General features: G+C 36.9%; 20 protein-coding genes. 11 read left to right on the top strand and 9 right to left on the bottom strand.

Annotated features, from left to right (window positions below; translation table 11 throughout):
- From gyrB to CC204_RS12410, 5 genes are all read right to left on the bottom strand, one after another.
- Positions 1-1,950, bottom strand: coding sequence for a DNA topoisomerase (ATP-hydrolyzing) subunit B (gyrB, locus tag CC204_RS12430; RefSeq protein ID WP_088270455.1), 1,950 nt, complete (start codon positions 1,948-1,950; stop codon positions 1-3).
- Positions 1,947-3,074 carry a DNA replication/repair protein RecF gene (gene recF, locus CC204_RS12425; RefSeq protein WP_088270454.1) on the bottom strand — a complete coding sequence of 376 codons (1,128 nt, stop codon included), beginning with the start codon at positions 3,072-3,074 and terminating at the stop codon, positions 1,947-1,949. Before recF ends, gyrB begins: the two co-directional genes overlap by 4 nt.
- A complete protein-coding gene (gene yaaA, locus CC204_RS12420) occupies positions 3,061-3,303 on the bottom strand; it encodes a S4 domain-containing protein YaaA (protein WP_087642050.1) in 243 nt (80 codons plus the stop codon). The genes recF and yaaA overlap by 14 nt, the downstream gene beginning before the upstream one ends.
- Positions 3,304-3,611: 308 nt before the next feature.
- Positions 3,612-4,013 (bottom strand): hypothetical protein, encoded by a 402-nt coding sequence (locus CC204_RS12415; RefSeq protein WP_088270453.1) that lies wholly within the window; start codon positions 4,011-4,013, stop codon positions 3,612-3,614.
- 10 nt (positions 4,014-4,023) lie between these two features.
- Entirely contained in the window at positions 4,024-5,142 is a 1,119-nt protein-coding gene (locus CC204_RS12410; RefSeq protein WP_088270452.1) for a Tle-like phospholipase domain-containing protein, read from the bottom strand.
- A 117-nt stretch (positions 5,143-5,259) separates the two neighbouring features.
- Between CC204_RS12410 and CC204_RS12405 the strand changes: the two genes are divergently transcribed.
- Both CC204_RS12405 and CC204_RS12400 read left to right on the top strand, forming a co-directional pair.
- Complete coding sequence (locus CC204_RS12405) at positions 5,260-5,556, top strand: DUF1433 domain-containing protein (RefSeq protein ID WP_157894282.1); 297 nt, start codon at positions 5,260-5,262, stop codon at positions 5,554-5,556.
- 80 nt (positions 5,557-5,636) lie between these two features.
- Positions 5,637-6,011, top strand: coding sequence for a DUF1433 domain-containing protein (locus CC204_RS12400; RefSeq protein WP_088270450.1), 375 nt, complete (start codon positions 5,637-5,639; stop codon positions 6,009-6,011).
- A 67-nt stretch (positions 6,012-6,078) separates the two neighbouring features.
- On the opposite strand, the gene dnaN is transcribed toward CC204_RS12400, so the two are convergent.
- The gene (gene dnaN, locus CC204_RS12395) at positions 6,079-7,209 is read right to left on the bottom strand and encodes a DNA polymerase III subunit beta (protein ID WP_088270449.1); all 1,131 of its coding nucleotides are present in this window, start codon (positions 7,207-7,209) and stop codon (positions 6,079-6,081) included.
- Positions 7,210-7,409: 200 nt separating this feature from the next.
- The gene (dnaA, locus tag CC204_RS12390) at positions 7,410-8,753 is read right to left on the bottom strand and encodes a chromosomal replication initiator protein DnaA (protein ID WP_088270448.1); all 1,344 of its coding nucleotides are present in this window, start codon (positions 8,751-8,753) and stop codon (positions 7,410-7,412) included.
- 622 nt (positions 8,754-9,375) lie between these two features.
- Here dnaA and rpmH point away from each other — a divergent pair.
- The 4 genes from rpmH (at position 9,376) to jag (ending at position 12,314) form a co-directional block, all read left to right on the top strand.
- Positions 9,376-9,510, top strand: coding sequence for a 50S ribosomal protein L34 (gene rpmH / locus CC204_RS12385; RefSeq protein WP_010762140.1), 135 nt, complete (start codon positions 9,376-9,378; stop codon positions 9,508-9,510).
- An 833-nt stretch (positions 9,511-10,343) separates the two neighbouring features.
- Positions 10,344-10,682: a ribonuclease P protein component gene (gene rnpA / locus CC204_RS12380; RefSeq protein ID WP_088271718.1), complete on the top strand. Its 339-nt coding sequence runs from the start codon at positions 10,344-10,346 to the stop codon at positions 10,680-10,682.
- A 15-nt stretch (positions 10,683-10,697) separates the two neighbouring features.
- A complete protein-coding gene (locus CC204_RS12375; protein WP_088270447.1) occupies positions 10,698-11,525 on the top strand; it encodes a YidC/Oxa1 family membrane protein insertase in 828 nt (275 codons plus the stop codon).
- A gap of 15 nt (positions 11,526-11,540) precedes the next feature.
- The gene (jag, locus tag CC204_RS12370; protein ID WP_088270446.1) at positions 11,541-12,314 is read left to right on the top strand and encodes an RNA-binding cell elongation regulator Jag/EloR; all 774 of its coding nucleotides are present in this window, start codon (positions 11,541-11,543) and stop codon (positions 12,312-12,314) included.
- A 225-nt stretch (positions 12,315-12,539) separates the two neighbouring features.
- Here the strand turns inward: jag and CC204_RS12365 are convergent, their stop codons facing one another.
- Complete coding sequence (locus CC204_RS12365; RefSeq protein WP_087641624.1) at positions 12,540-12,881, bottom strand: hypothetical protein; 342 nt, start codon at positions 12,879-12,881, stop codon at positions 12,540-12,542.
- 261 nt (positions 12,882-13,142) lie between these two features.
- On the opposite strand from CC204_RS12365, the gene mnmE reads away from it, so the two are divergent.
- Positions 13,143-14,540 carry a tRNA uridine-5-carboxymethylaminomethyl(34) synthesis GTPase MnmE gene (mnmE, locus tag CC204_RS12360; RefSeq protein WP_088270445.1) on the top strand — a complete coding sequence of 466 codons (1,398 nt, stop codon included), beginning with the start codon at positions 13,143-13,145 and terminating at the stop codon, positions 14,538-14,540.
- A gap of 13 nt (positions 14,541-14,553) precedes the next feature.
- The gene (gene mnmG / locus CC204_RS12355) at positions 14,554-16,452 is read left to right on the top strand and encodes a tRNA uridine-5-carboxymethylaminomethyl(34) synthesis enzyme MnmG (RefSeq protein WP_088270444.1); all 1,899 of its coding nucleotides are present in this window, start codon (positions 14,554-14,556) and stop codon (positions 16,450-16,452) included.
- A gap of 113 nt (positions 16,453-16,565) precedes the next feature.
- On the opposite strand, the gene CC204_RS12350 is transcribed toward mnmG, so the two are convergent.
- On the bottom strand, positions 16,566-20,876 hold the full coding sequence (locus tag CC204_RS12350; RefSeq protein WP_088270443.1) for an LPXTG cell wall anchor domain-containing protein: 4,311 nt from the start codon (positions 20,874-20,876) through the stop codon (positions 16,566-16,568).
- Between the two features lie 709 nt (positions 20,877-21,585).
- Between CC204_RS12350 and CC204_RS12345 the strand changes: the two genes are divergently transcribed.
- The 3 genes from CC204_RS12345 (at position 21,586) to CC204_RS12335 (ending at position 24,576) form a co-directional block, all read left to right on the top strand.
- Positions 21,586-22,347, top strand: a complete 762-nt coding sequence (locus CC204_RS12345) for a peptidoglycan amidohydrolase family protein (protein WP_088270442.1) — start codon at positions 21,586-21,588, stop codon at positions 22,345-22,347.
- Between the two features lie 81 nt (positions 22,348-22,428).
- On the top strand, positions 22,429-23,403 hold the full coding sequence (locus tag CC204_RS12340; RefSeq protein ID WP_088270441.1) for a dimethylarginine dimethylaminohydrolase family protein: 975 nt from the start codon (positions 22,429-22,431) through the stop codon (positions 23,401-23,403).
- Positions 23,404-23,751: 348 nt separating this feature from the next.
- Positions 23,752-24,576, top strand: a complete 825-nt coding sequence (locus tag CC204_RS12335; RefSeq protein WP_088270440.1) for an isocitrate lyase/PEP mutase family protein — start codon at positions 23,752-23,754, stop codon at positions 24,574-24,576.
- Positions 24,577-24,588 lie beyond the last annotated feature (12 nt).

Below are 24,588 nucleotides of genomic sequence, written 5' to 3'. Positions count from 1 at the left end.
CTAAATATCTAAGTTTTTCACGTAATGGGCGTTTTCTTCGATAAACGCACGGCGTGGCTCTACTCGGTCTCCCATCAGCATTTCAAAAATTTGATCGGCTTCGATCGCATCATCAACACTGACACGTGACATTAAACGTCTTTCAGGATCCATCGTTGTTTCCCATAACTGGTGATCATCCATTTCTCCAAGACCTTTGTAACGCTGAACACTTGGTTTTGGACTCGCTGGTAATGATTCTAAAACTCTTGCAAGCTCTTCTTCTGCATGTTTACCAGGTTGAACGTAGGTAATATTTTTCCCTTGTTTTACCCCATATAATGGCGGTTGCGCAATATACACATAGCCTGCTTCCACGACAGGACGCATGAAGCGGTAGAATAAGGTCAACAGCAACGTACGAATATGAGCGCCATCGACATCGGCATCGGTCATGATGACTAATTTATGGTAACGAGCTTTTGATACATCAAAGTCAGCACCAAATCCTGTCCCCATCGCTGTAAATAATGAACGAATTTCTTCATTGGCTAAAATTTTATCCATGCTGGCTTTTTCAACATTCAGGATTTTCCCACGAATCGGTAAGATCGCTTGGAATTCACGGCTACGTCCTTGTTTAGCAGAACCGCCGGCTGAATCTCCTTCGACGATGAAAATTTCGCATTTTTCAGGATCTTTACTTGAACAATCTGCTAATTTACCAGGCAGATTGCTGATTTCAAGCGCTCCCTTACGACGAGTGACTTCACGAGCTCTTTTAGCTGCCAAACGTGCTTTTGATGCTAATAGGCCTTTTTCAACGATTTGTTTACCGACTGTAGGGTTTTCCATCAAGAACTTTGTGAAATACTCAGAGAACAAACGATCAGTAACTGTACGTACTTCAGAATTTCCCAGTTTTGTTTTTGTTTGCCCTTCAAACTGAGGTTCCGGATGTTTGATCGAAATAACGGCAGTCAAGCCTTCACGAACATCTTCCCCTGTTAGGTTTTCATCGTTTTCTTTCATGATTTTCTGTTTGCGGGCGTAATCATTGATCACACGGGTCAAGGACGTTTTAAAACCAGACTCATGCGTTCCGCCTTCATACGTATGGATATTGTTCGCAAAGCTCAAGATATTTGAATGATAACCATCTGTATACTGCATAGAAACTTCTACAGTAATATCCTGTTGCTCGCCTTCAATAAAAATCGGTTCAGGAAATAGAACATCCTTGTTGGCATTCAAATGCTCAACGTAGCTCTTGATCCCGCCTTCATAATGATACTCTTTCAAAACAGGTGTTTCTTCTCGTTTATCTTCGATCGAGATTTTTAAACCGCGATTCAAGAAAGCCAATTCTCTGACACGTGTCGCTAATTTATCAAAATTAAATGTTGTTGTTTCTGTAAAAATTTCAGGATCTGGTACAAAATGGACAGTTGTACCGTGGCGATCTGTTTCTTCGATCACTTTCAAGTCATCGACAACTGCTCCGCGATGAAACTCTTGATAATGAACTTTTCCATCTTTATAGACTTTTACATCCAGAGTTGTCGAAAGTGCATTAACAACGGAGGAACCAACCCCATGCAGTCCGCCGGATACTTTATATCCGCCGCCGCCGAATTTACCTCCGGCATGAAGCACAGTAAAGACCGTCTCAACTGCTGGACGTCCTGTTTTTGCTTGGATATCAACTGGGATTCCCCGACCATCATCAACGACTGTGATACTGTCATCTTGTTCAATGATCACTTGAATACTTGTCGCAAATCCGGCTAGTGCCTCATCGATCGAATTATCCACGATCTCCCAAACTAAGTGGTGTAATCCTTCTGAACTTGTCGATCCAATATACATACCTGGACGCTTACGAACCGCTTCAAGACCTTCTAATACCTGAATCTGACTGGCATCATATTCCTGGGCGCGTTCTTTCATATTTTTTTCTTCTTCTGTCATATAGATGCTTCCCTCTCTATCTCTCCCTGATGAACATAAAATATATCCGGCTCAACAGTTAATTTATTGTTTAAATGATCCAAACTTGTAGTGGTTAAAAATGTCTGGACCTTTCCTTCAATCGTTTCTAGTAGGTGTAATTGCCGTTCATTGTCCAATTCACTCATGACGTCATCCAATAACAGAACAGGATATTCTCCTGTTTCTGAATACATTAAATCAATTTCTGCAAGCTTCACGCTTAACGCAGTCGTTCTTTGTTGTCCTTGTGATCCGTAAGTCTGGACGTTTTGACCGTTGACATTAAAAATCAGATCATCACGATGAGGACCTAAAAACGTATTAGCTTTGAACAATTCTCGTTTACGGCTTTCATTTACGCTTTGCAGTAATTGTTTTTGCAGTTCTTCTAGTGAAAAATTTTCTTTATCTAATGGAATACTTGAAAAATACTCGATCGACAGATTTTCTTTTTCATGGCTGATTTTCTTATGCAGTAAATTCGCCCAGTGTTCTAACTTCTTGATGAACTCTAAACGAGCAAACAAGACTTTTCCGCCAAATTCTGCCAGCTGTTCAGTTAAGATATCTAAATAAACCAGATCTGACTGTTTTTTCTCAGCTAATTGTTTTAAATACTGATTCCGTTGCTTTAAAACAGATTGGTACTGGACAAGATCATATAAATAAATCGGATTGACCTGCCCTAATTCCATATCGATGAATTTACGGCGCAGTTGCGGTGAGCCTTTGACCAGAGATAAATCTTCCGGCGCAAATAAGATCACATTCAGCTGACCTATGTAAGAGCTCAACCGCTTTTGTTCAATATGATTGACCTTGGTTTTGCGCCCTTTGGTCGAAATAATGATCTCCAATGGAACTGTGCCGGTCTTTTTTTCGATAACACCGCTGATTTTTGCGGAATCTGAATCCCAGTGAATCAACTCTTTTTCATTGCTGGTTCGGTGGCTGCGGGTCATCGCCAGTACATAGATACTTTCTAGGAGATTGGTTTTTCCTTGTGCGTTCTCTCCTAAAAAAATATTCAATGTTTTCGGGAAATCCAATGTCAGCCCATCATAATTGCGATAATGCTGCACTGTGATTTCATTCAGTCTCATCCGCTGCCTCGCCTTTTTTCACCATAAAAAAAGTACCTTCTTCAGGTATCTCGATCATCATACCGGCATATAGCTTTCTACCGCGGCGATTCTCTAATTCCCCATCAACGAACACACTGTTCTCAGCTAGGTACCATTTTGCTTGACCGCCGCTGCTTATCACATCGACTTCTTTTAAGACCTGCCCCAGTGTCATGTAATCAGTTTCTAAAACGAGTGTCTTTTTCAACATGCATCCCTCTTTTTTATTTTCACTTTCACTCTAATATTATACTCTTTTTTCAACGATAAAACAAATTTATCCGTCTAATTTTCATTCTAAGCAATTTTGAATATAATCGACAAAAAATATTCCTCGGATTGAAAAACTCTTAAAATGCATTTTATGAAGATATTTAAAGTTGAAAGGGATGAAAGTTTTACAAATGATGTTACATTTTTATGAAAAGAATGAGCGAAAATCAATCGAATCAAAAACCTGCACATTGAATTGAGAGTACTTTCATTGTGCAGGTTTGAGGATATTTATTATGTAAACTATAAACTGTCGATCGTTGGCTGCAAAGGTAACGTATTTTGTCTGATCTGATTCATTTCAGCTGCATAAACTTTTCCGCCATTGCCTTCAATCATTTTACCTGCACTTCCCGTTATCTTTTCAAGATGGGATGAGCCAGCAACTATTTTTTCACTTGTTTGTTGTTTCGTCCTGTCCAAATCAGGCTGTAATTCATTTTTTTTAGCCACACACTTTGCTTGTAAAGCAATTAACTGTAGCCTTTTTTTCTCTTTTTTCTGATAGTCAGCTAATTGTATTTTGTATAAAGAAATCACAGCATGATTTGGTTCTTTCATACTAGCTTCAAAAGTAATTTTTTGTTGTAAATTTGTGATCGTCGTGCGAAAAGATTCACTGCCTAAATGTAATAAGTTGTCCATATAATCTCCCTTATGTAAATACTTTGTCAAACATTCCTTTAGTATAAGCATCTGCTTTTTCTGCTATATTTGCGGAAGCCATCAATTGATTAGCTTTTTCTTCTATTTGATTCGAAAGAGTATCGATCAGATGACAAATTTCTTCAACTGTTCCGTCGTCCACCAAAGAAACATTCATTCCACTGCCATGAGGAAAAATTTCCTGTATAACATCTTCTATTTCATGTGTTTCTAGTTCAGAAAATTCTTCATTTCCGATAATTTCACTTTTTAAACGTTCCATTTCATCATTTTCATAATCCAAATAAGCAAGTAATGCTCGTTTGGCATCGCGATATTCTTCACTGATCAAACCATGAATTCCTGCAGTATCTCTCATGAAATCAGGAGACAACATAATATTGATTGCTCCATTTTTACGAAAAATATTCTTGAATGTATTCGGCATATGACTGCCTATCAGCATATCCAAATACTCACTATCTACTAAAAAGCATTTCCCGATTCGTTTTCCTTTTGGTATATACCCAACCGGGTCCCATGAATGACGATAATCAATGATTTGATTATCATATTCTCCCGCATCAACCTTTACTTGATAATCTTTAGGTAAAATACGATATGCTCTCGCTGCAGCATAAGTCACAGCATTTTTATTTTTTAAAACAGCCATATATTGAGCTAAGGCACCACCTAAACTATGTCCTGTAAAATCATAATTTTTAGGTTTAAATTGACTTAGCGTCTCGTTGACAAAATCTTCGTAGCCTAAAAATTGATTGCTCACTCGATTAGCTAAAGAATTATTACTAGCTTCTCTAATTTCAGAAGGTTTAAACCCCACACCTAAAGTAGATAAATTTTGTTCCCAATCTTTTAAAGAGCTAGTTCCTCTTGAGACAAAAGTAACATTGGGATAATTAGAAATTTTTCCAGCTTGCATTTTATCATACTCAGATTTTGGAACGACTGCGACTCCTTGTAGATCACTTTCAGATTGATTTACGGAGTTGATTACAACCCACCATACTCCATCACTACTTTTTATTGCTTTTCCAGGTGACAACATATCATTGTCATATATAGACTCTGATAAAGAAAAATATTGTTCGTCTGTTAGTTGTGTCATTTACAAACCTCCTGTATAGTTATTGTAAAAATATAATAACACGAGGTTAGCATGAAAAAGAAGAAAATAATTATTTTGATTATAATAATTGCGATTATATTAACAGGAGGTTTATTCATGGAAAAGAAAAAAAATAACGACATGAAAATGGATGTGCAAAAAAAGCGGATTGAAAAATACATAAAATATAATTATGAAGATATCAACATTATAACATTCACTGATTCAAAAAGAGTTCCTACGGGAGGAACTTACATACACGGTTATGTAAACAATGACAAGAAATTAAGTTTTACCGCATGGTTAACACCAGAAGTGTTTCAAGGGCAATTTTCATATGATTTAGACGGTCTAGGCAAAAAAATTAAATTTGATAAAGAAAAAAGTATAGAAAATATAGAGAGAGAAGAATAGTGAGCCTTTTTTATTCCTCATATCTTTAAGTAATTTTATATTACAAGTATTGTAAATAAATATTCTAACACGAGGTCAGCATGAAAAATAATAAGGTTTTTATTTCCGTTGTACTAGTTATGCTCCTATTAACTGGTGGACTATTCATAGAAAAGAAGAAAAATGATGACATGAAATTGGATGTGCAAAAAAAGCGGATTGAAGAATACATAAAGTATAATTATGAAGCTATCAACTCAATAACATTTACAGACTCAAAAAGAGTTCCCACAGGAGGAACTTACATAAATGGATATATAAATAATGACACATCTATGGATTTTTCTGGATGGCTTACACCTGATACATTTGAAGGAAATTTCGATTCAAGTTTACAATTCGAAAATTTAAGTAAATTTGAAAAGAATGTGACACCTAAAGAAATAGAAACCTCAAAAGAATCAATAACTAATTAAACAAATACAAAAAACTGCTACATGCATTGAACGCATGTAGCAGTTTTTTTATATTTCCATCTAGTTCTTAATTCGTACGAACAGGTGTAATCAGCTGAATGAAATCTAAATCAGTTTCTGTTGGTTCCAATGTAAATGGACGAATCGCCGAAATAAATTTCACGGTAATGCTCATATCTCCAAATGCACGTAGAGCATCCTTCATGTAATCCGGATTGAATGAAATTTCTAAAGGATCTCCTGAAACTTTTTCATAATTCAATGGCTCTTCCACTTTACCGATTTCTGGTGAATTTCCGTAAAGAACAACGGAATCCGATGCAATCGCTAAACGAACGATATTGTTACGGCCTTCATGTGACAATAAAGAGGCACGATCGATCGCAGACAATAATTCTGGTACATAAAAATCGATTTCTGTATTGAAGCTTGTTGGGATCAGACGATTGGTATCAGGATAATTCCCTTCCAACAAACGAGAATAGAAGTACATATTTTGTGTTTTGAACAGCACTTGGTTTTCCATGATGCTGATTTCAACCATCTCTTCTTCATTTGTGAATGAACGAGAAAGCTCTGTTAAGCTTTTTCCTGGGATAACGATATTAAAATCTTCTGCAGCTTGTTCGATCGGAATCACACGTTGACTTAAACGATGGGAATCTGTCGCAACAGCTAATAATTTTTGATTTTCTAAAATAAAATGTACCCCAGTTAAGATCGGACGGCTTTCATGTAGTGATACCGCAAAACCTGTTTCATTGATTATTTTTGTCAATAGGTGAACAGGTAATTGAATTTGATTTTTTGCGTCGATAACTGGAAGATGTGGATAATTTTCAGCATCTAAACCATTGACCGTGAAATCAGCTTTTCCGGAAGTGATCGCAACTTGATTATTTTCTAATACTTCAAGTGTAAACATATCCTCAGGTAATTTACGAATGATTTCACCAAAGAAACGAGCTTGTAAAACGATGCTGCCTGTAGACTCTATCGTCATTTGAGCTTTTTCATCCTCTTGGCTTAGAAAACTTTCAATTGAAATGTCTGCATTACTACCAGTTAAAGAAAGACCTTCATCGGTTAAAACGATTTTTACCCCTGTTAAAATAGGTATCGTTGTTTTAGAAGAAATGGCTCTTTGAACGGTTTGCAGTTCTTGTAAAAATGTATTTCTCTTTACAGTTACTTTCATAATGATTAAACTCCTTTTTCTTTGATTTTAAAATAGATAAACTCTACTGAGGAATCTTTGTATTTATATATAAATAAATAATAAAAGTAGTAGGTCTTGTTAATTCTGTGGAAAACTAAGAAAACAGAATAGAATTAGAGTTTTCCACCTGTGTATAACCTGTGGAAAACTTTTTCTGTTTTCTCTTATTTATCCACAATCTATGAATTGAGCAGATTTTTGATTTCAGCGACTTCTTTTTGAATTGCGGGATCTTTTTCCAATAATTGCTGAATTTTTTCATGAGCATGAATGACAGTCGTATGATCTTTTCCGCCGAACTCAGCACCGATTTTAGGTAAAGAGTTATCTGTCATTTCTCTAGAAAGATACATGGAGATTTGTCTAGGAACAACGATCGATTTGACCCGTTTCTTGCCTTTTAAATCCTTTAACTGAATATGATAATATTTTGCGACCTCTTCTTGGATCTGAAGAATCGATAAATGATTTTGGCTGCCGACCGATTTTAATGATTTCAAGGCATCAGCGGCTAAACTTGTAGAAATATCTTCTCCATTGATCGTAGCATAGGCCTGCACGCGTACTAAAGCCCCTTCGAGTTCACGGATATTAGAGTCGATTTGACCAGCAATGTAACTCAAGGTGTCATCAGGAATCTCTAATCGTTCTGCATCTGCTTTTTTACGAAGGATCGCAATTCGGGTTTCCAAATCAGGTGGAGTGATATCAACGGATAAGCCCCAGGCAAATCGAGAAACTAAACGTTCAGGCAGTTTTGGAATATCATTTGGTGGTCGATCACTTGTTAGGACGATTTGTTTATTCTCATTATAGAGATCATTGAAGGTATGGAAAAATTCTTCCAAGGTTGCTTCTTTTTCTGCTAAAAATTGAATATCATCTACAAGCAATAAATCAACATTCCGATATTCTTTTCTAAATTGCTCAGAATTTTTCGTTTGGATCGAATTGATAAACTCATTCGTAAACGTTTCACTGCTGACGTATTTTACTTTGGCATCTGGTCGGTTTTGCAGCATTTGATGACCGATCGCATGCATCAAGTGAGTTTTCCCTAAACCAACACCGCCGTAAAAAAACAGTGGATTGTAAATGGAACCAGGATCTTCTGCAACAACTAAAGCTGCTGCATGAGCCATTTGATTTCCTTTACCGATAACAAAGGTATCGAAGGAATATTTAGGGTTTAGCAACGCCTTTTTACTGTGCTCAGAGATTTTTTCGGGAGTTGGACTGTCTTTTTTCTCCTCTTGAATCATCATGGCTTCTTTTTCGTCTGTCACAACAAAATGAGGCATCACTTCAGCACCAGTCAATTTAAAACCAGTTTCAACGATTTTTGCAGCTAAGTTTTTTTCCCAATAGTCTCTATGAACGGCAGAAGGAACTTCCAACCATAGTTGATTATTTTCCAACTTTAGCGGTTGGGCTGTTTTGATCCAAGCATCAAAACTTGGTGCAGATAAAACAGATTGGTAAGTATTCTCAAGATCTTTCCAGAAACTTTCCATATCGGGCATATAGCGACCTCCTTAATTTAAAAGTGTTCAGCCGTGACTGAAAATAGACTGGGCCAGTATTGATTTCAGTCTACTCTATCTTTTCTCAAAGATGAGCTGATCAAATGAAATAAGTGGATATCTTATTTTCTATATAAAAGAGCAGCACAAATACAAATAGATAAGCAAATAGAATTTTATCATTTTTTCCGAACTTTTTCCACAGGCAAAGTGTGAATTGTGGAAAAAAAATCAACAGATGTCTAAAAGTTTATCCACAGATATAGAATAGAGAGTGGATTTCTAGCTGTTATTTTATTTATCCACAAGATTTTCTGTAAAAATAAAGCAGTAACATCAACGTTTTATCAAAGTTATACACAAGCGTAAATAAAAATGTGCATAACTTTTAAACACCCTGTTTTTTTGTGTAAAAGTGGTGTAGAAACAAAAAATAAATCAAGCAACAGAAAAAAACTATCCACAGTCTATCCAGACAAAATAACTTTTTGTGGATAACTTATTAATACAAAGGAGAAAATTATTCCTGAAAATTTATTGACAAAACGACCTAATACTAGGTATACTATCAAAGTATGTCTATGTATTGATGGATAGTTACAATTTCAGGAGGTGGAACAAGATGAAAAGAACATATCAACCAAACAAACGTAAACGTCAAAAAGTTCACGGTTTCCGTAAACGTATGAGCACAAAAAATGGTCGCAATGTATTAGCGAGCAGACGTCGTAAAGGTAGAAAAGTTATTTCAGCATAATATATGTTGATTTTGAATAACGAACCAACGAACTTTAAGAACCCTTTATTATCTTCACAATGTCTATGTGAAAATAATAAAGGGTTCTTTTGTTGTGAATCACTGCGATTGGCTTTGCCAGAGCAGATGATGAACAATACTTGGCGACCAAAGGGAGCGAAGTGTCCTTACTAGTGAATCACCAAACGCTTAACACTAAAACAAGCAATACACGCTATAAACTAAACAAAAAAGTATCACGATCAAACCCACGCCACGTAGTTTCGATCGCATCAATTTCTAAGAGCTAAAGCTCTAAGAATTGAAGGACTGCGATTGGCTTTGCCAGAGCAGATGATGAACAATACTTGGCGACCAAAGGGAGCGAAGTGTCCTTACTAGAGAATCACCAAACACTTAACACTAAAACAAGCAATAAACGATAGCAGCTAAATAAAAAAATATCACGATCAAACATACTCCAAACTGCTCTAGGTCATTCCGATCTTCTCAAATAGTACTTTTTATAAGTGAGAACTAAAATGAAAAACAAAAGAAATGCTTAAAACGCTGTTAGCGATGTTAATCACCAAATAGTTAGCAGCTACACGATAAAAATGAATCAAAATATGTGAACATCAAAAAGTAATACAGGTACAAATCAATAAAACCCCACTCATTTTTCCCAATAGTTATCAGAAATAAAGTGAAAAAAAAGCGAATAAATGATAATATATTGAATTAGAGTCATGACATTCAAAATCTCTGGATATTTTCCTTGAAATTTGAAAAAAAATGACGGAACTATGCTATTATTGTATGTGAGTAAAAAAGAAAGAAACAAAGGGATGCAGATGAAAAAATCCTATAGAGTAAAAAAAGAAAAAGAATTTCAAACCGTCTTTCAGCATAAGCAATCTTGTGCGAACAGAAGATTTGTCGTTTATGTTTTGGAGAAGCCGGAACAGAAGCATTTTCGCGTAGGAATTTCTGTCGGAAAAAAAATCGGCAACGCGGTTGTTCGAAATGCGGTCAAGCGTAAAATCCGCACGTCGATCTACCAATTGAAAGAGTCGATCGAGCCAACATGTGATTTTATCATCATTGCCCGCCCAGGAGTGGATGCATTGACTTCTGAAGAAATCCATCGCAACATCACGCATGTATTAAAACTTGCAAAAATTTTGAAATAAGAGAGGAACAGTTTTGTGAAGAAGTATAAACGTTTATTATTGATGGCAGGTCTAATTTCCCTGATTTTTGTTTTATCTGCCTGTGGCACAGCGCCAATTAATGCAGATAGTACCGGGATTTGGGACCGCTATATTGTTTACTATTTTGCTGAAGCAATCAAATTTTTATCCATTTCAGCAAATACAGGTATCGGGATCATCTTGTTTACTTTAGTGATTCGAATCATCTTACTACCATTGATGCATTTCCAAACAAAAAGCATGCGTAAGACACAAGAATTACAACCAAAATTAAAAGCATTGCAAAAACAGTATTCTTCAAAAGATCCGGAAACACAACGTTTATTCCGCGAAGAACAACAAAAATTATATGCAGAAAATAATGTCAATCCATATGCTGGCTGTTTACCTCTATTGATTCAAATGCCGATCATGATGGCGCTGTATCAATCGATTTCTCGAGTACCGGAGTTGAGGCAAGGAAGCTTCATGTGGTTGAATTTGGGTAAACCGGATCCGTATTTGATTTTACCGATCCTTGCGGCAGTCTTTACATTTGCCAGCACGTATTTAACAAGTATGAGCCAAATTGAATCAAATGCGTCATTGAAAATCATGAATTTTGCAATGCCTGTGATGATCTTCGTTATGGGGATGAACTTAGCGAGTGGACTGTCATTATACTGGGTAGTATCTAATGCTTTCCAAGTAGGACAAACGTTATTGATCAATAACCCATTTAAGATCCGTAAAGAACGTGCAGAGGCTGAACGACAAGTCAAAGAACGTGAAAAAGCACTGAAAAAAGCAATGAATCCTAAGAAAAAAAATAAGAAGAAATAAAAGGAGGGTTTCCAGGTGCCGGTTTATGAGGGAAACACAATTGAAGAAGCAACAACTAAGGGCTTACACGCACTGAATTTGACAAAAGAAGAAGTAGAGATCAATGTGATCTCTGATGCCAAAAAAGGGTTTTTAGGCTTTGGTAAAAAGCTTGCCCAAGTTTCGATCGAACCTACTGTCAGTGAACAAATCGCAGAAGCAGTAGAAGAAGTTGTCGAAGAAATCATTGTGACAGATGAAGAAGTAAAAGTAGAAGAAGCCGCTGAAGAGTTGCTTGCTACTAAAGCTTCAGATTCTTCTGAACCGAAACTTTTGGAAAACCTTGAAGACGAGGAAGCGATCACCGAATTAGCTTTATACTTAACTGATATTTCAAAAGAACTGAACGCACCTGCGATGGTTCGTTTAGAACGGAATGAGAGTCTGTTGATTTTCCATTTAGATACAGAGAAACAAGGTATTTTGATTGGCAAACACGGTCGTGTCCTTAATGCATTACAGTATTTAGCTCAAGTATTTGTTCATCGTGTCGCTGCAAATAAATTATCTGTTGTTGTGAATGTTGGTGATTATCGTGAGAAACGTCAGGCAATTTTACAACGACTAGCAGAAAGAACTGCTGAAAAAGTCAAACAAACAGGTCGGCCTGTCTTTTTAGAGCCAATGCCGGCATTTGAACGAAAACAAATTCATTTCACATTGAGCAAAGACGATCAGATTCAAACCCACTCAGAAGGTGATGAACCTTATCGTTATTTAGTAGTAGAGCCTGCGAAGAAACATTTTTAAAAATAGTAAATGCCCCTTTAAAAATAATTTTTTTAAAGGGGCATTTATTGTTTTATGAACTATTTTTATCAAAAAAATACATTGACAAATACTATCAAACAAAGTATATTTTAAACGAAATCATTCTTATCAACGTACAAAATACGATGATAAAGTAGTTGAAGCATTCGTGCTTCTTCCAGCCTGATTCTTTTGGATCAGGTTTTTTTTATTTGCTTAAAAGAATTAACCGATCGTTGTTTGTGTAAATTGAATCACAGTTCCATAGGCAAAAATTTCTACGACCCATTTGCCTTGATATTCAACATATTTTTCTTCAAAATGACAATTGATGACGGCATCTGCCTGATACTCAAATGCAATTTCTTTTAACTGGCGGTAGACGCCACTGAATACTTCATTGGCATTTACTTCGGATGAAAATAAATCGGTTTCGATCCGATCAGTTGCAAAAACGATATCACGAACAATATATTTCTTATTGACGTTTCCAGTAGATAATGTAATACTGCTTAAACGGTTCTCTAACTCTTCTACGGTAAACTCATCTTTTCTTCCTTTTCTCATGATTGGAACCTCCATTCTTCTATACATTTATTTTAATAATAAAGAAGCAGAAATGCAAAATTAAAAGCAGCTTTTCATAAAGAAATAATCTTGCGAAAAAAATAAAATTATGCTATTCTAATTCAAGAATTAAATAGGAATTGACGCAGTGAAAGTGCTAGATCCAACCTGAAAAAATAAGGGTGGAGTGGGCGCTTTTTTTGTAGTCTAAATATAGAAATGTACATAAATTGACCTATTTTTATAGAAAGGAAGACAAGCATGCAACAAATTACATTAGAATTCGACACGATCGCTGCGATTTCAACGCCGCCAGGTGAAGGGGCGATCAGCATTGTCCGTTTAAGTGGAGAAGATGCGATAGCGATAGCAGATAAAGTATACCGATCAGGATCGAAGCAGTTGTTGGAAGTACCAACACACACGATTCATTACGGGCATATCGTGGACCCTAAGGATGAACATTTGCTGGATGAAGTAATGGTTTCCGTGATGCGGGCGCCAAAAACCTTCACACGGGAAGATGTTGTTGAAATCAACTGTCATGGTGGAATCGTCGTCGTGAATCAGCTTCTTCAACTCATGTTACGAGAAGGCGCACGTTTAGCTGAGCCCGGAGAATTTACTAAGCGAGCATTTTTAAATGGCCGGATGGACTTATCACAGGCAGAAGCTGTTATGGATCTGATTCGGGCGAAAACAGATAGAGCAATGCATGTCGCTTTAGATCAGCTGGATGGCAATTTATCATCGTTGATTCGCTCATTACGTCAGGAAATTTTAGAAACATTAGCTCAAGTGGAAGTGAATATCGACTATCCGGAATATGATGATGTGGAAGAATTGACCACAAAATTATTATTAGAAAAAGCTGGTTTTGTCAAAGGTCAGATCGAAGCGTTACTAACGACAGCCAAGCAGGGGAAAATTTTACGTGAAGGCTTAAGTACAGCTATTATTGGTCGGCCGAATGTTGGCAAGTCCAGCTTACTGAATCATTTATTACAAGAAGAAAAAGCGATCGTAACAGATATAGCAGGAACGACGCGTGATGTGATCGAGGAGTATGTCAATGTTCGTGGTGTTCCATTGAAATTGATCGATACAGCTGGTATTCGTGAAACAGAAGATATTGTCGAGCGAATCGGAGTCGAACGCAGCCGAAAAGCATTGGCTGAATCTGATTTGATTTTACTCGTTTTAAACCAAAGTGAAGCGTTGACTGAAGAAGATAAACAATTACTTGAAGCAACAGATGGCTTAAAGCGGATCATCTTATTAAATAAAATGGATCTACCAGCTGTGCTGGATAAGGAAGAATTAAAGCAGTTAGTGAAGGATGAAGAAATCTTACCAGTATCTGTGTTATCAAATACAGGAATGGACGCTTTAGAGCTGAAAATCGCAGATTTATTCTTTGGCGGACAAACAGCAGAAAAGGACGCTACGTACGTTTCCAATACGCGTCATATCGCGTTACTGGATCAAGCAGCAATCGCTCTAGATGAAGTGATCCGCGGGATTGAAGCAGGTATGCCAGTCGATTTAGTTCAAATGGATATGACCCGTTGCTGGGACTTTTTAGGTGAAATCGTGGGTGACAGTGTTCAAGATGAATTGATCACTCAATTATTTAGTCAATTTTGTTTAGGAAAATAGAGAGGAAGAGTCGATGAATCAATTTAAAGCAGAATCTTATGATGTAATCGTCGTTGGGGCAGGACATGCCGGTTCAGAAGCCGCTTTAGCATCTGCACGGATGGGCAGCAAAACCTTACTTCTAACGATCAATTTAGATATGGTCGCATTTATGCCGTGTAACCCTTCTGTCGGCGGACCTGCCAAAGGAGTCGTAGTCAGAGAAATCGATGCCCTAGGCGGTGAAATGGGCCGTAATATAGACAAAACATACATCCAAATGCGGATGCTGAACACAGGAAAAGGACCAGCCGTTCGCGCTTTGCGCGCCCAAGCGGACAAACATGCTTACGCAACAGAAATGAAGCATACGATCGAAAAAACAGAGAACCTTTCCTTACGTCAAGGAATCGTGGAAAAACTGATCGTAGAAGATGGCATCTGCCAAGGCGTTGTGACAACAACGGGTGCAGAGTATCATAGTAAAGCCGTGATTATTACCGCCGGCACTGCATTACGCGGTGAAATCATTATCGGCGAACTGAAATATTCTTCTGGACCAAATAACTCACTGCCATCAATTGGTTTAGCTGATCATTTGAAGGAATTAGGCTTAGAAATGGATCGTTTCAAAACAGGGACCCCACCACGTGTTAAAGCAAGTACGATCGATTATTCTGTGACAGAAGAACAGCCTGGCGATGAAAGGCCGAATCATTTTAGCTTTAGTACTCCTGACAGTGCTTATAACTTAGAGCAACGTTCATGTTGGTTGACGTATACAAATGAAGGAACCCATGAAATCATTCAGGCGAATTTGCATCGGGCACCGATGTTTACAGGGATCGTAGAAGGAGTGGGAGCTCGTTATTGTCCGTCGATCGAAGATAAAATCGTTCGTTTTGCTGATAAATCTCGTCACCAACTATTCTTGGAGCCAGAGGGCTTGAATACAGAAGAAGTTTACGTTCAAGGTCTATCGACTTCTTTACCGGAAGATGTTCAAACAGAAATGCTGCATTCGGTTGCTGGTTTAGAAAAAGCAGAGATGATGCGAACGGGTTATGCGATCGAATATGATGTCGTCGTACCTCATCAATTACGCCCAACGTTAGAAACAAAAATCATCGAAAATCTCTTTACAGCAGGACAAACCAATGGTACTAGCGGCTATGAAGAAGCAGCAGGACAAGGTTTGATCGCCGGCATCAATGCCGCTTTAAAAGTGCAGGAGAAAGAACCGTTTGTCATGAAGCGCAGCGATGGCTATATCGGTGTAATGATCGATGATTTGGTAACAAAAGGAACCAACGAACCTTATCGTTTACTCACATCGAGAGCGGAATACCGTTTGATTTTGCGTCATGATAATGCTGATTTACGTTTAACAGAACAAGGCCATGCAATCGGCTTAGTGAAAGAAGAGCAGTATACAGCTTATTTAGAAAAGAAAAAAGCAGTGGAAGCAGAAATTGCTCGTCTAAGTTCTGTCAGAGTGAAGCCTACAGCCGACGTACAAGCGTTTTTAGAAGCGAAAGGCTCTGTCCCACTGAAAGATGGCGTTCTAGCGAGCGACTTCTTAAAACGCCCGGAAATGAGCTATTATGAAGTGACGCAATTTATCCCGGCAACTGAAGAAAAACTAGACGAAAAAGTGATTGAACAAGTTGAGATCCAACTAAAATACGAAGGCTATATCAAAAAAGCATTAGAAAAAGTCGATAAACTAAAACGAATGGAAGCCAAACGTATCCCAGAAAATATCGACTACGAAGCAATCAACGGCTTAGCGACAGAAGCTAAACAAAAACTGCAAAAAATCCAACCAGAAACGATAGCTCAAGCGAGCCGAATCAGCGGGGTAAACCCAGCTGATATTTCGATATTGATGGTGTATATCGAGCAAGGAAAGATAGCAAAAATAAAAGCTTAAATTAATTGATTTAATGAGCATAATATTTAAAATAGAAGCTATTATTGGCTGAAAAAAATAACCCCAGTGAGGAGTTCCTCACTGGGGTTGTTTTTTTATGAATTACATAAGATCTATTTCTGGTGCTTGCCTTTTCTTCTCTTCCAGAATAAAAGTGATCCGGCAGCTCCTGCCATGAACGCGCCCATACTTTGAGCAGAAGTAGATACTTCTGTTCCTGTATTTGGTAATTTTCTTTGAGAACGAGTATTTGGTAAAGTAGTGGCTCCTGTACGAGCAACAGCTCTTGTTGTTGTCACAGTACTAGTCACTGGATCTTTTGGTTTTTCTGTAGGTTTTACCAAAGATAATGGTGCTGTTGGCACAGCACTTGCGATAGGTGCTTCTGCCATTTTTGGATCAGTTGGATCAGTTAAATCAATAACCTTTTCAACTGGTTTCGTCGCTTCTTCAACAGTCTCTGGGGCTGTTAAATTTGGTGTAGATGGAGCAGTTACTTCAGGAGCTTCTTCCATTTCCTTAGGTTTTTCCAAAGGATCGACCTCTGTAACATCCTCTAGATCATCTAATTCAATTGGAGCTTCTGGAGCGATACTTTCCTCCGCTTCTTCCGTTTCTTTTTCCACGTCAGTGACCGTTTCAACGCCATCGATATCTTCAACAGATTGGGTTGGTGTTGAAGGTAACTCTGTTGTTAGTACAGGAAGGTCAATTCCTGTGACACCGATCGGATCCTTTGTAGAAACTGATGTCGGTGCAATTGAAAGATTTTCTGGTTTAGCTGTTGGTGTAACTTGTTGTGGTATGGCTAAATCAGCTTCTGGTTCAACAGGTTTTTCAGGCATATCAGGTACTGGCGGAATATCTGGTGCTGTGATTTCGTAGACAACCATTTCTTCCATAGTAGGTTTTTCTACACTAAATTTTGGTAAAGCTGTTACAGTGTTAATAAGTTGTTGACCATTGATAATACCTGTGTAACCTTGGAAGTTTCCAAAATAATAAGTAATCCATTCATAAATAGAAACACCTTCATCTTCTGAAAATGGTAGTTCTTCAAATTTTTGTAGGTTGTAGTCAAGTGCTTTTTGGAATCCATCGACCATACCTTTCGCTTGAGTTGGAATAGGATCAACTCTGTTTCCAAGAGTTATCGTATTTCCTGTAGCTTGATTAAAGGCATCGATTTCAGCTTTAAATTTTTCTTTAGCAGCTGTCCAAGTATCTGCTACATTTTGTAAATAAGAAGAGTACTTCGTAGCTTCAATGATTGCTTTTTCAACAGCAGATTTATAAGTTGACGTAAACGCTATCCAAACAGCTTCAGTATTCATCGCATATAAATCATCAATACTATATCCTATTGGTACAAAGGCATTTGCAGCTTCTTGTTTTTCTAGATTAATCATTAAAGAATTTAATATTGGTTGCCATGTATTGATATAGTCGTTGCTTGGATCCCCTACGTTTCCGGAGCTCCATCCAGCCTTGTAATCCAGAAAAGCTTTCTGAAATACATTGTCAGCTAAATAATATTGCTGATAAGCCTCAGCATTTTTTATATTGTCTTTCATTATTTCATCTGCAGTTTTTAGGTATTGGTCTAAATCTTCTTTAAAAGTAGATGGTCCATAGACATTTGTTATATTTCCTGCTGAGGCGATAGATGAAAGATTGTATGCATCATTTTTTGATTGATATTCTTCAATGATTGGCCAAGAATTCATTAATTCATCTGTAAGTGTTTTTTTAGCAGCATCATATTTAGACTGCCATGCCGTTAATATAGCTGGGATATCATCTACATTATCTTGAGTAATTTTGTCTTCTGGAAATTCTGCAAGCACATTATTCATTTCATTAATCGCATCATTGATCGTTGCTTGAGCAGTGACTGCATTTTTATAAGCTTCTAGCGCATCTTCATACGGTTTAGCAGCTGTTGCGAAGTCTTCTTTGGCAAGCTCATATTTGTCTTTTAGTTCATTGTAAGTAGTCAGAGTTGTTGCATATTGTCCCTTAAGCGAATCTAATTTACCAGCTGCATCTTTATAGGTTGTATCAGCATCTTCCCACGCTGTATATGCTTCTGTATATTTCGCATTTACGATATCATATTCTGTTTCTAATGTTTTTAAAGTAGCAGCTACAGCATCGAATTCGTCTACGATCGCTTGATGTTCTGTTTCGTGTGCTGCTTGTTTTTGTTTCAATGTTTCAAATGATGCTGATGTTGTAGTAAAGTTTGCTAAAGTACTTTCGTATTTTTCTTTAACGCCAACGTAATACGCCGCTAAAGCATCATATTCATCTTTGCGGTCTTGATAAATTTCAGCCGCTTTATCGATCGCCGCTTGTGTAATACTATAAGCTTCTTTAGCTGCAATATATTTTATATTTGCTACGTCAAACTGTCCTTTTACAGTCTGATAAACCGCTGTTGTCTCAGTAAATTGAGTTTCTAAAGCAGTGAATTTGTTTTGAGTAGCTGTTAATGTTTCCCCTAGACTAGCAAAAGAAGTTTCGGCTTGTGATAAATCATTTTTTAACTGAGTCAATTCAGCTTTCAGCTTTTGTTGTTCTAATAATAACCGATCATATTCAGCACGAGCGTTTTCAAATTTTTGATTAGCATTGTCATAAGAAGCTAGCGCTGTGTTGTATTCTGTTTCGATTTCGGTATAAGCATCCAGACCACTTGTAAAGTCAGCTAAAACAGCATCATAAGAAGCCTTGGCTTTCGTATATAAGTCACTGACCTCTTGTGCCTCATTAAGTGCATTTTGATAGTCTGTTTTCGTTTCAGTATAAACGTTCATGACTTGTGTGTAGCTAGCGCTGATTGCGTTATAGTCTGATTCCAGCTTTTGGTAATCTGTTTTTGCTTGATCACGCTGTACAACAAGCGCATCATATTGTTTTTTGATTGTGTCATAAGAAGTAGCAATGGTCTGATAATCGGTAGCTACTTTGTCATATGCTGTTTGTGTTTTAGTAAATTGAGTAGTCAATTGATCTGACTGCGCTTTGACTGCTTGATACTTTGTACTTACATCATTGTAAAGTGTATTATTTTCATTGAATGTTGAAAGAGCAGTAGCGTATTCAACTGAACCTTCTTCATATTGTGCCATGATGGCTTCGGCAGCTGTCCGTTTTTCTTCATATGAAATTAGACTAGTCGTGTAATCTGCGAGTTGTTGATCGTAAGCTGATTTTTGTTGATCATAGGTCGTTTTTTCCACTTCATAACTAGCTGTTTTTTGGTCGTAGATCAATTTCTCTGCTTCATAAGCGTTTCTTTGAGATTCATATTGAGTTGCTAGAGTAGCTAATTGATCAGACAAGGTATTATAATTTGTCAAAGCCGTTTCATATGCTTGTTTTGTCGTATTATAGTTCTCTTTGATCGCATCATAAGAAGCTAGCTTACTTTCATAATTAGCGATGGTTGTATTTAGTTCAGCTGAGCGAGTCTCATAAGTCGTTTTTTCGGCTAGATAGCTGTCTTTGGTTGCATTATAATCATTTAATAAGATATTGTAGTCACCAAGCGCTTGATCGTAAGCTGTTTTTACGCCGGCATAGGCTGTTTTAGCTGCCTCAAGCTCTACCTTTAATGTGTCATAAGTTGTAGCTGCATTATTAAAAGCAGTAGCATTCACATTATAGGCATCTTTTGTGGTCGTGTATATTTCTAGTTGCTTTTCGTATGCGCCTTTTTGTGTATTGTAGCTTGCTAGCTGTGACGTATACGCTTTTTTTGCCTCATTATAAGCGGACTGGATATCTTCATAAGCGAGTGCAGCTTTTTCATACTCTACTCGTTTTGTTTCATAGTCTTCACGAACTAGTTCATAAGCCGCTCTTTTATCCTCAGCGTCAGTGTTTAATTCCTCATAGCTCGCCAAAGCAGCTAAATAGGCATTCTGATTATCAATAAAGGTTGCTTTTGTCGATTCATACTCCGCTTTTTCGTTTTCGTAAGCAAGTCTGATACTTTCATATTCGTCGGCTTGCTTTTCAAATTCAGTTTTATTTGCTTCATAAATGGCTCTATTTTCTTCATACGTCTTTTTTGTTTCTTCAAATACCAACAACTTAGCTTCATATGGCTCTTTCAGATTGTCCAGATCTGTTTTTAGCTGTGTCGCTTCAGTATAGGCATCATCTGCTGCGGTTTTTGCATTATTATACTCATTGAGAGCATCGTCATAACTATCCTTTACTGTTTGATACGCTGTTTTTGCTGCTTCATATTCTTGCAAAGTAGTTATATAATCTCTTTGCAATGTTGATTGTGCTGATTGGTTAACCTGATCAATGGTTGTAGCCAATGTTTGCACAGGTGCTGATGTACCAATAAGTAATGTACTTGAGTACAATAAAAACTTAAAGGTTCCCTTTCTCCATGAATAATTCATTAAATCGTACCTTCCTTTTACTATTTTTCATTTTTCACCGCATGATTATGCAGTAAAGCAATACCCTCGTTAAGCCATTTATATTTGCATAAATGTAATTATACAATATTGATAAGTAAGTTATTTATCATGTTTTTCTTTGAATTTATAATTTTTTGAGAGGTAACAGTAATATTGATTTTATTAATAACAGTTAGTTTCGTTAATTGGAATTCAAATAGAATGTATAGGTGTTTTTTTCTAAAAATAAAGTCATTATACTAATAGGCTTTTTTTATTTTACGCACGTCTCGATACTTATTTAAAACGAATCAAAATATAACGTTTGAATAAAAACGTTATTTATAAATAATATTTGTTTTCATTTAAATACATAGGATAATTCAGTGGCTTTATAATATATTGGTTAAATAATTCTTCAATAAATGACAAGATTCTAAGCAGAAAATTGAAGACTACAAACTTAATCATTGATGGAAATAATCTAAGTATAATCAGTAAAATCGTTTGAATAATGCAGTTTTTCGTGTAAGTATTTTGTTTCATGTGAAACATTTTAGTCATTAAAGATAGGATTATACTGATAGGCAACAAAGATGGGAGAAAACTAACAGGAAATCAACAGTCAAGGGTGTGATAAATCGAGTAAACTAAGTAGGAAATCAACAATGATGAAGATAACGATAGAAAAAAGGAGTTGAAGCTAATAATGACTAATCTTGAAAAAATGATTCAATGGATGTCAGCACGTCAAGGAAAAGTTTCATATTCAATGACAGTAAGGTTGGGACCGAATAGTTATGATTGCTCTAGTGCAGTCTATTTTTCTTTAATAGCTGGGGGATTTTTATCTAGTGGAGTAATGGGGAATACAGATACACTTTTTTCTCATTTAGAAAAAGCAGGTTGGACAAATGTACAGGTGGATAGTACAGGCAATTATCCTGCAAAGCGAGGAGATATATTCATCTGGGGAAGTCGAGGAGCTTCTGGCGGTGCTGCCGGGCATACAGGAATATTCATTGATGATCAGGATTCGATCATTCATTGTAACTATGGATACAATGGTATCACAGTGAATAATCATGATAAGATCTGGTATTTAAATGGCTGTCCGGAAATTACTATTTATCGGTACAGTCAAGGAGGTAGTTCTCAGCCCATTCCTGCTGTACCAGCAGCACCAAAGCCAACACCTCAGCAAGGTGTGGGAAAGTTACTTGCAAAGTCTGGTACCTTTTATCCAGACCGACGTTTAGCAGTGAGTAAAGACACCGATCCTGATGATGTAACTAGCCCAGCACTTGCTTATTATTTACCCGGATCGGCAATTCACTATGATCAATATACACATAGTAATGGCTATGTATGGATCAGTTATTTAGATCGTGGAGGAAATCGACGTTATGTTGCTGTCGGTCCAGATGATGGACAAATCGATACAACTTGGGGGAAAGGCTTTTTCAACTAATGCAGAAAAGGCTCGTTCTATAAATTTCAATAGTCTCTTGCTATAATGAAGAAAATAGAGCAGGAGATGGAGTGACGAGACATGAGAATAAATTTTGTAGAAAGTGAATTTGCACCTTTAAAGAGGGTTGTTTTAGCACAATCTCAATTTTATATTCCGGAAGAGGAAGGCGCATTAGAGACAAATTTTTTATCTGAAAGTAACCACAACTTGTTTGAGAATAAGTTTGGTGATGTTGCTGACCTTTACCCAGAAATGCAGAATAAATGGGATAAAGAGAAGGAAAATATGGAACAATTATTAACGGCCTATGGCGTTGAAGTGCTTCGTCCGAGAAAGTTGACGGATTACGAAAAGGCGCTGGGAAAAGAAACGGGACAAGGATATGCTAATTTCTTTTCTCGAGATCCATTTTTCACAGTAGGCCCATTGCTTATTGAAGGAAATTTACGATTTCCTCATCGTCGTTTAGAGATTTTACCCATGCGCAATATTTTGTTGGCGGAATCTAACCATGTAGAAGCGCTTTATTTAGCTGCGCCGCAACCAGATACTTCGCAAGGTGCACATAGCGAGACAGGGCCTTTTTTAGAAGGTGGAGATGTATTGGTTTACGGAAAGACGATTTTTGTAGGCTACTCTGGGTTAGCAAGTAATCTAAACGGGATCCTTTGGCTTAAAGCATTGTTGGCGCATTGGGATTATGAGGTCGTTCCTGTTCGGCTACATCCAGATATTTTACATTTAGACTGTGCCTTAAGTCTAGTCCGAGAAGGGTTGATGATTTATTGTGAGGAAGCCTTTTTAGATGGAATCCCAGAAGTACTGACAAGCTGGGATAAAATCACTATTTCACTAAAAGAAGCGTCTTTATTGATGGCGAACGGGTTACCGATCAATGAGTCTGTCTATGTCACGGATCAATCATTTACTACTTTGATCGAGTCTCTAGAAAGCTATGGAATGAAAGTGGAAACGCTAGATTATGAGATTTCTCGAATTTTTGGCGGTTCATTTCGTTGTACCACACAAGCGTTATTGAGAGTAAATCGTTAGGTGGAAACATGAAAATTTGTATAATTTAAAGGAATTTCAGACTTTATCCTCATAATCGTAAAAAATAAACCATTTTTTGAACACAAAATCGTCACAATTTGGCGTTATTATATATTCATACCAAACAAACAACCCTAACAAAACACTTTTTCATTTTTTAACTCCTTTTGCCCGCTCTCCCCCAAAGAGCGGGTTTCTTTTTGTTGTTAGCAGACAACACTGGTAAACTCCTCAATAAAGCTAACTTAAAAATATTCCAAAGAAAAAAATTGATGTTCATTTTTCGAAAGAACGTTTCATAAACTAGCAGTAAACTATTCCTATAAGATGAAGGGGGTATTTACTCATATGAAAACAAAGGTTGAACAATTTCGAGAGGCACATAAGAAAAACAAGCCACTGATTTTGCTAAATATTTGGAATGTAGAAAGTGCAAAGGCATTAAGCGAAGTAGGAATCAAGTTGCTTCCGACGGGCAGCTACGCAATATCAGATTTTTATGGGTATCAAGATGGTGAAAATATTTCATTAACTGAGCTTTTAAACTATGTGAGCGAAATGGGTACACAAGATAGTTTTGTTACAGTAGATATTGAATCTGGATATGGGACTAGTGTAACTGATTTGAATGCTACGGTTGAGCAAGTTGTGGCAAGTGGAGCAATCGGCATCAATATTGAAGATAAAATACCAAATACAACTATGCTCTATTCTATAGAAGCACAGCAAGAACGTTTGTTGTCGATCAAGAGCAAACTTATTGAGATGAATAGGGATCTATTCATCAATGTTCGAACAGATATGTATTTTGTAGGTGATATCTCTCAAAATAATCAAGATGAAAAGCTATTGAAACAAACGATCGAACGGATCAACAGCTATGAAAAAACTGGAATTGATGGTATTTTTATACCAGGTTTAAAAAATAAAGAACATATCAAAAGAATCGTACAAGAAACAAAGCTACCGATCAATTTGATGCTGGATATTCAAGCGGATAGGTTAGAAGACTATCTTGATTTAGGTATTTCAAGAATCAGTTATGGTCCATCACTTTATTTTCTTTATAATGAACAATCAAAAAATAGTTTAGTTGATTTTTATAGATCACTGTTAAAAGAATTTATTCCTTATCAAGAACAAGAAAAAATCGAGTTGTTTAGACAAGGATAGAAAGGAGACGCC

Source organism: Enterococcus wangshanyuanii, from assembly GCF_002197645.1.
GTDB classification, from domain to species: Bacteria; Bacillota; Bacilli; order Lactobacillales; family Enterococcaceae; genus Enterococcus_L; species Enterococcus_L wangshanyuanii.
Note: the sequence above shows the minus strand (reverse complement) of the source record. Positions and strands in the feature narration are given on the sequence as shown.

Excerpts from the sequence above, each read along its gene's own strand:
- gyrB (WP_088270455.1), bottom strand. The coding sequence starts at position 1,950 with ATGACAGAAGAAGAAAAAAATATGAAAGAACGCGCCCAGGAATATGAT.
- recF (WP_088270454.1), bottom strand. The coding sequence starts at position 3,074 with ATGAGACTGAATGAAATCACAGTGCAGCATTATCGCAATTATGATGGG.
- CC204_RS12415 (WP_088270453.1), bottom strand. The coding sequence starts at position 4,013 with ATGGACAACTTATTACATTTAGGCAGTGAATCTTTTCGCACGACGATC.
- CC204_RS12410 (WP_088270452.1), bottom strand. The coding sequence starts at position 5,142 with ATGACACAACTAACAGACGAACAATATTTTTCTTTATCAGAGTCTATA.
- CC204_RS12405 (WP_157894282.1), top strand. The coding sequence starts at position 5,260 with ATGGAAAAGAAAAAAAATAACGACATGAAAATGGATGTGCAAAAAAAG.
- CC204_RS12400 (WP_088270450.1), top strand. The coding sequence starts at position 5,637 with ATGAAAAATAATAAGGTTTTTATTTCCGTTGTACTAGTTATGCTCCTA.
- dnaN (WP_088270449.1), bottom strand. The coding sequence starts at position 7,209 with ATGAAAGTAACTGTAAAGAGAAATACATTTTTACAAGAACTGCAAACC.
- dnaA (WP_088270448.1), bottom strand. The coding sequence starts at position 8,753 with ATGCCCGATATGGAAAGTTTCTGGAAAGATCTTGAGAATACTTACCAA.
- rpmH (WP_010762140.1), top strand. The coding sequence starts at position 9,376 with ATGAAAAGAACATATCAACCAAACAAACGTAAACGTCAAAAAGTTCAC.
- rnpA (WP_088271718.1), top strand. The coding sequence starts at position 10,344 with ATGAAAAAATCCTATAGAGTAAAAAAAGAAAAAGAATTTCAAACCGTC.
- CC204_RS12365 (WP_087641624.1), bottom strand. The coding sequence starts at position 12,881 with ATGAGAAAAGGAAGAAAAGATGAGTTTACCGTAGAAGAGTTAGAGAAC.
- mnmE (WP_088270445.1), top strand. The coding sequence starts at position 13,143 with ATGCAACAAATTACATTAGAATTCGACACGATCGCTGCGATTTCAACG.
- mnmG (WP_088270444.1), top strand. The coding sequence starts at position 14,554 with ATGAATCAATTTAAAGCAGAATCTTATGATGTAATCGTCGTTGGGGCA.
- CC204_RS12350 (WP_088270443.1), bottom strand. The coding sequence starts at position 20,876 with ATGAATTATTCATGGAGAAAGGGAACCTTTAAGTTTTTATTGTACTCA.
- CC204_RS12345 (WP_088270442.1), top strand. The coding sequence starts at position 21,586 with ATGACTAATCTTGAAAAAATGATTCAATGGATGTCAGCACGTCAAGGA.
- CC204_RS12340 (WP_088270441.1), top strand. The coding sequence starts at position 22,429 with ATGAGAATAAATTTTGTAGAAAGTGAATTTGCACCTTTAAAGAGGGTT.
- CC204_RS12335 (WP_088270440.1), top strand. The coding sequence starts at position 23,752 with ATGAAAACAAAGGTTGAACAATTTCGAGAGGCACATAAGAAAAACAAG.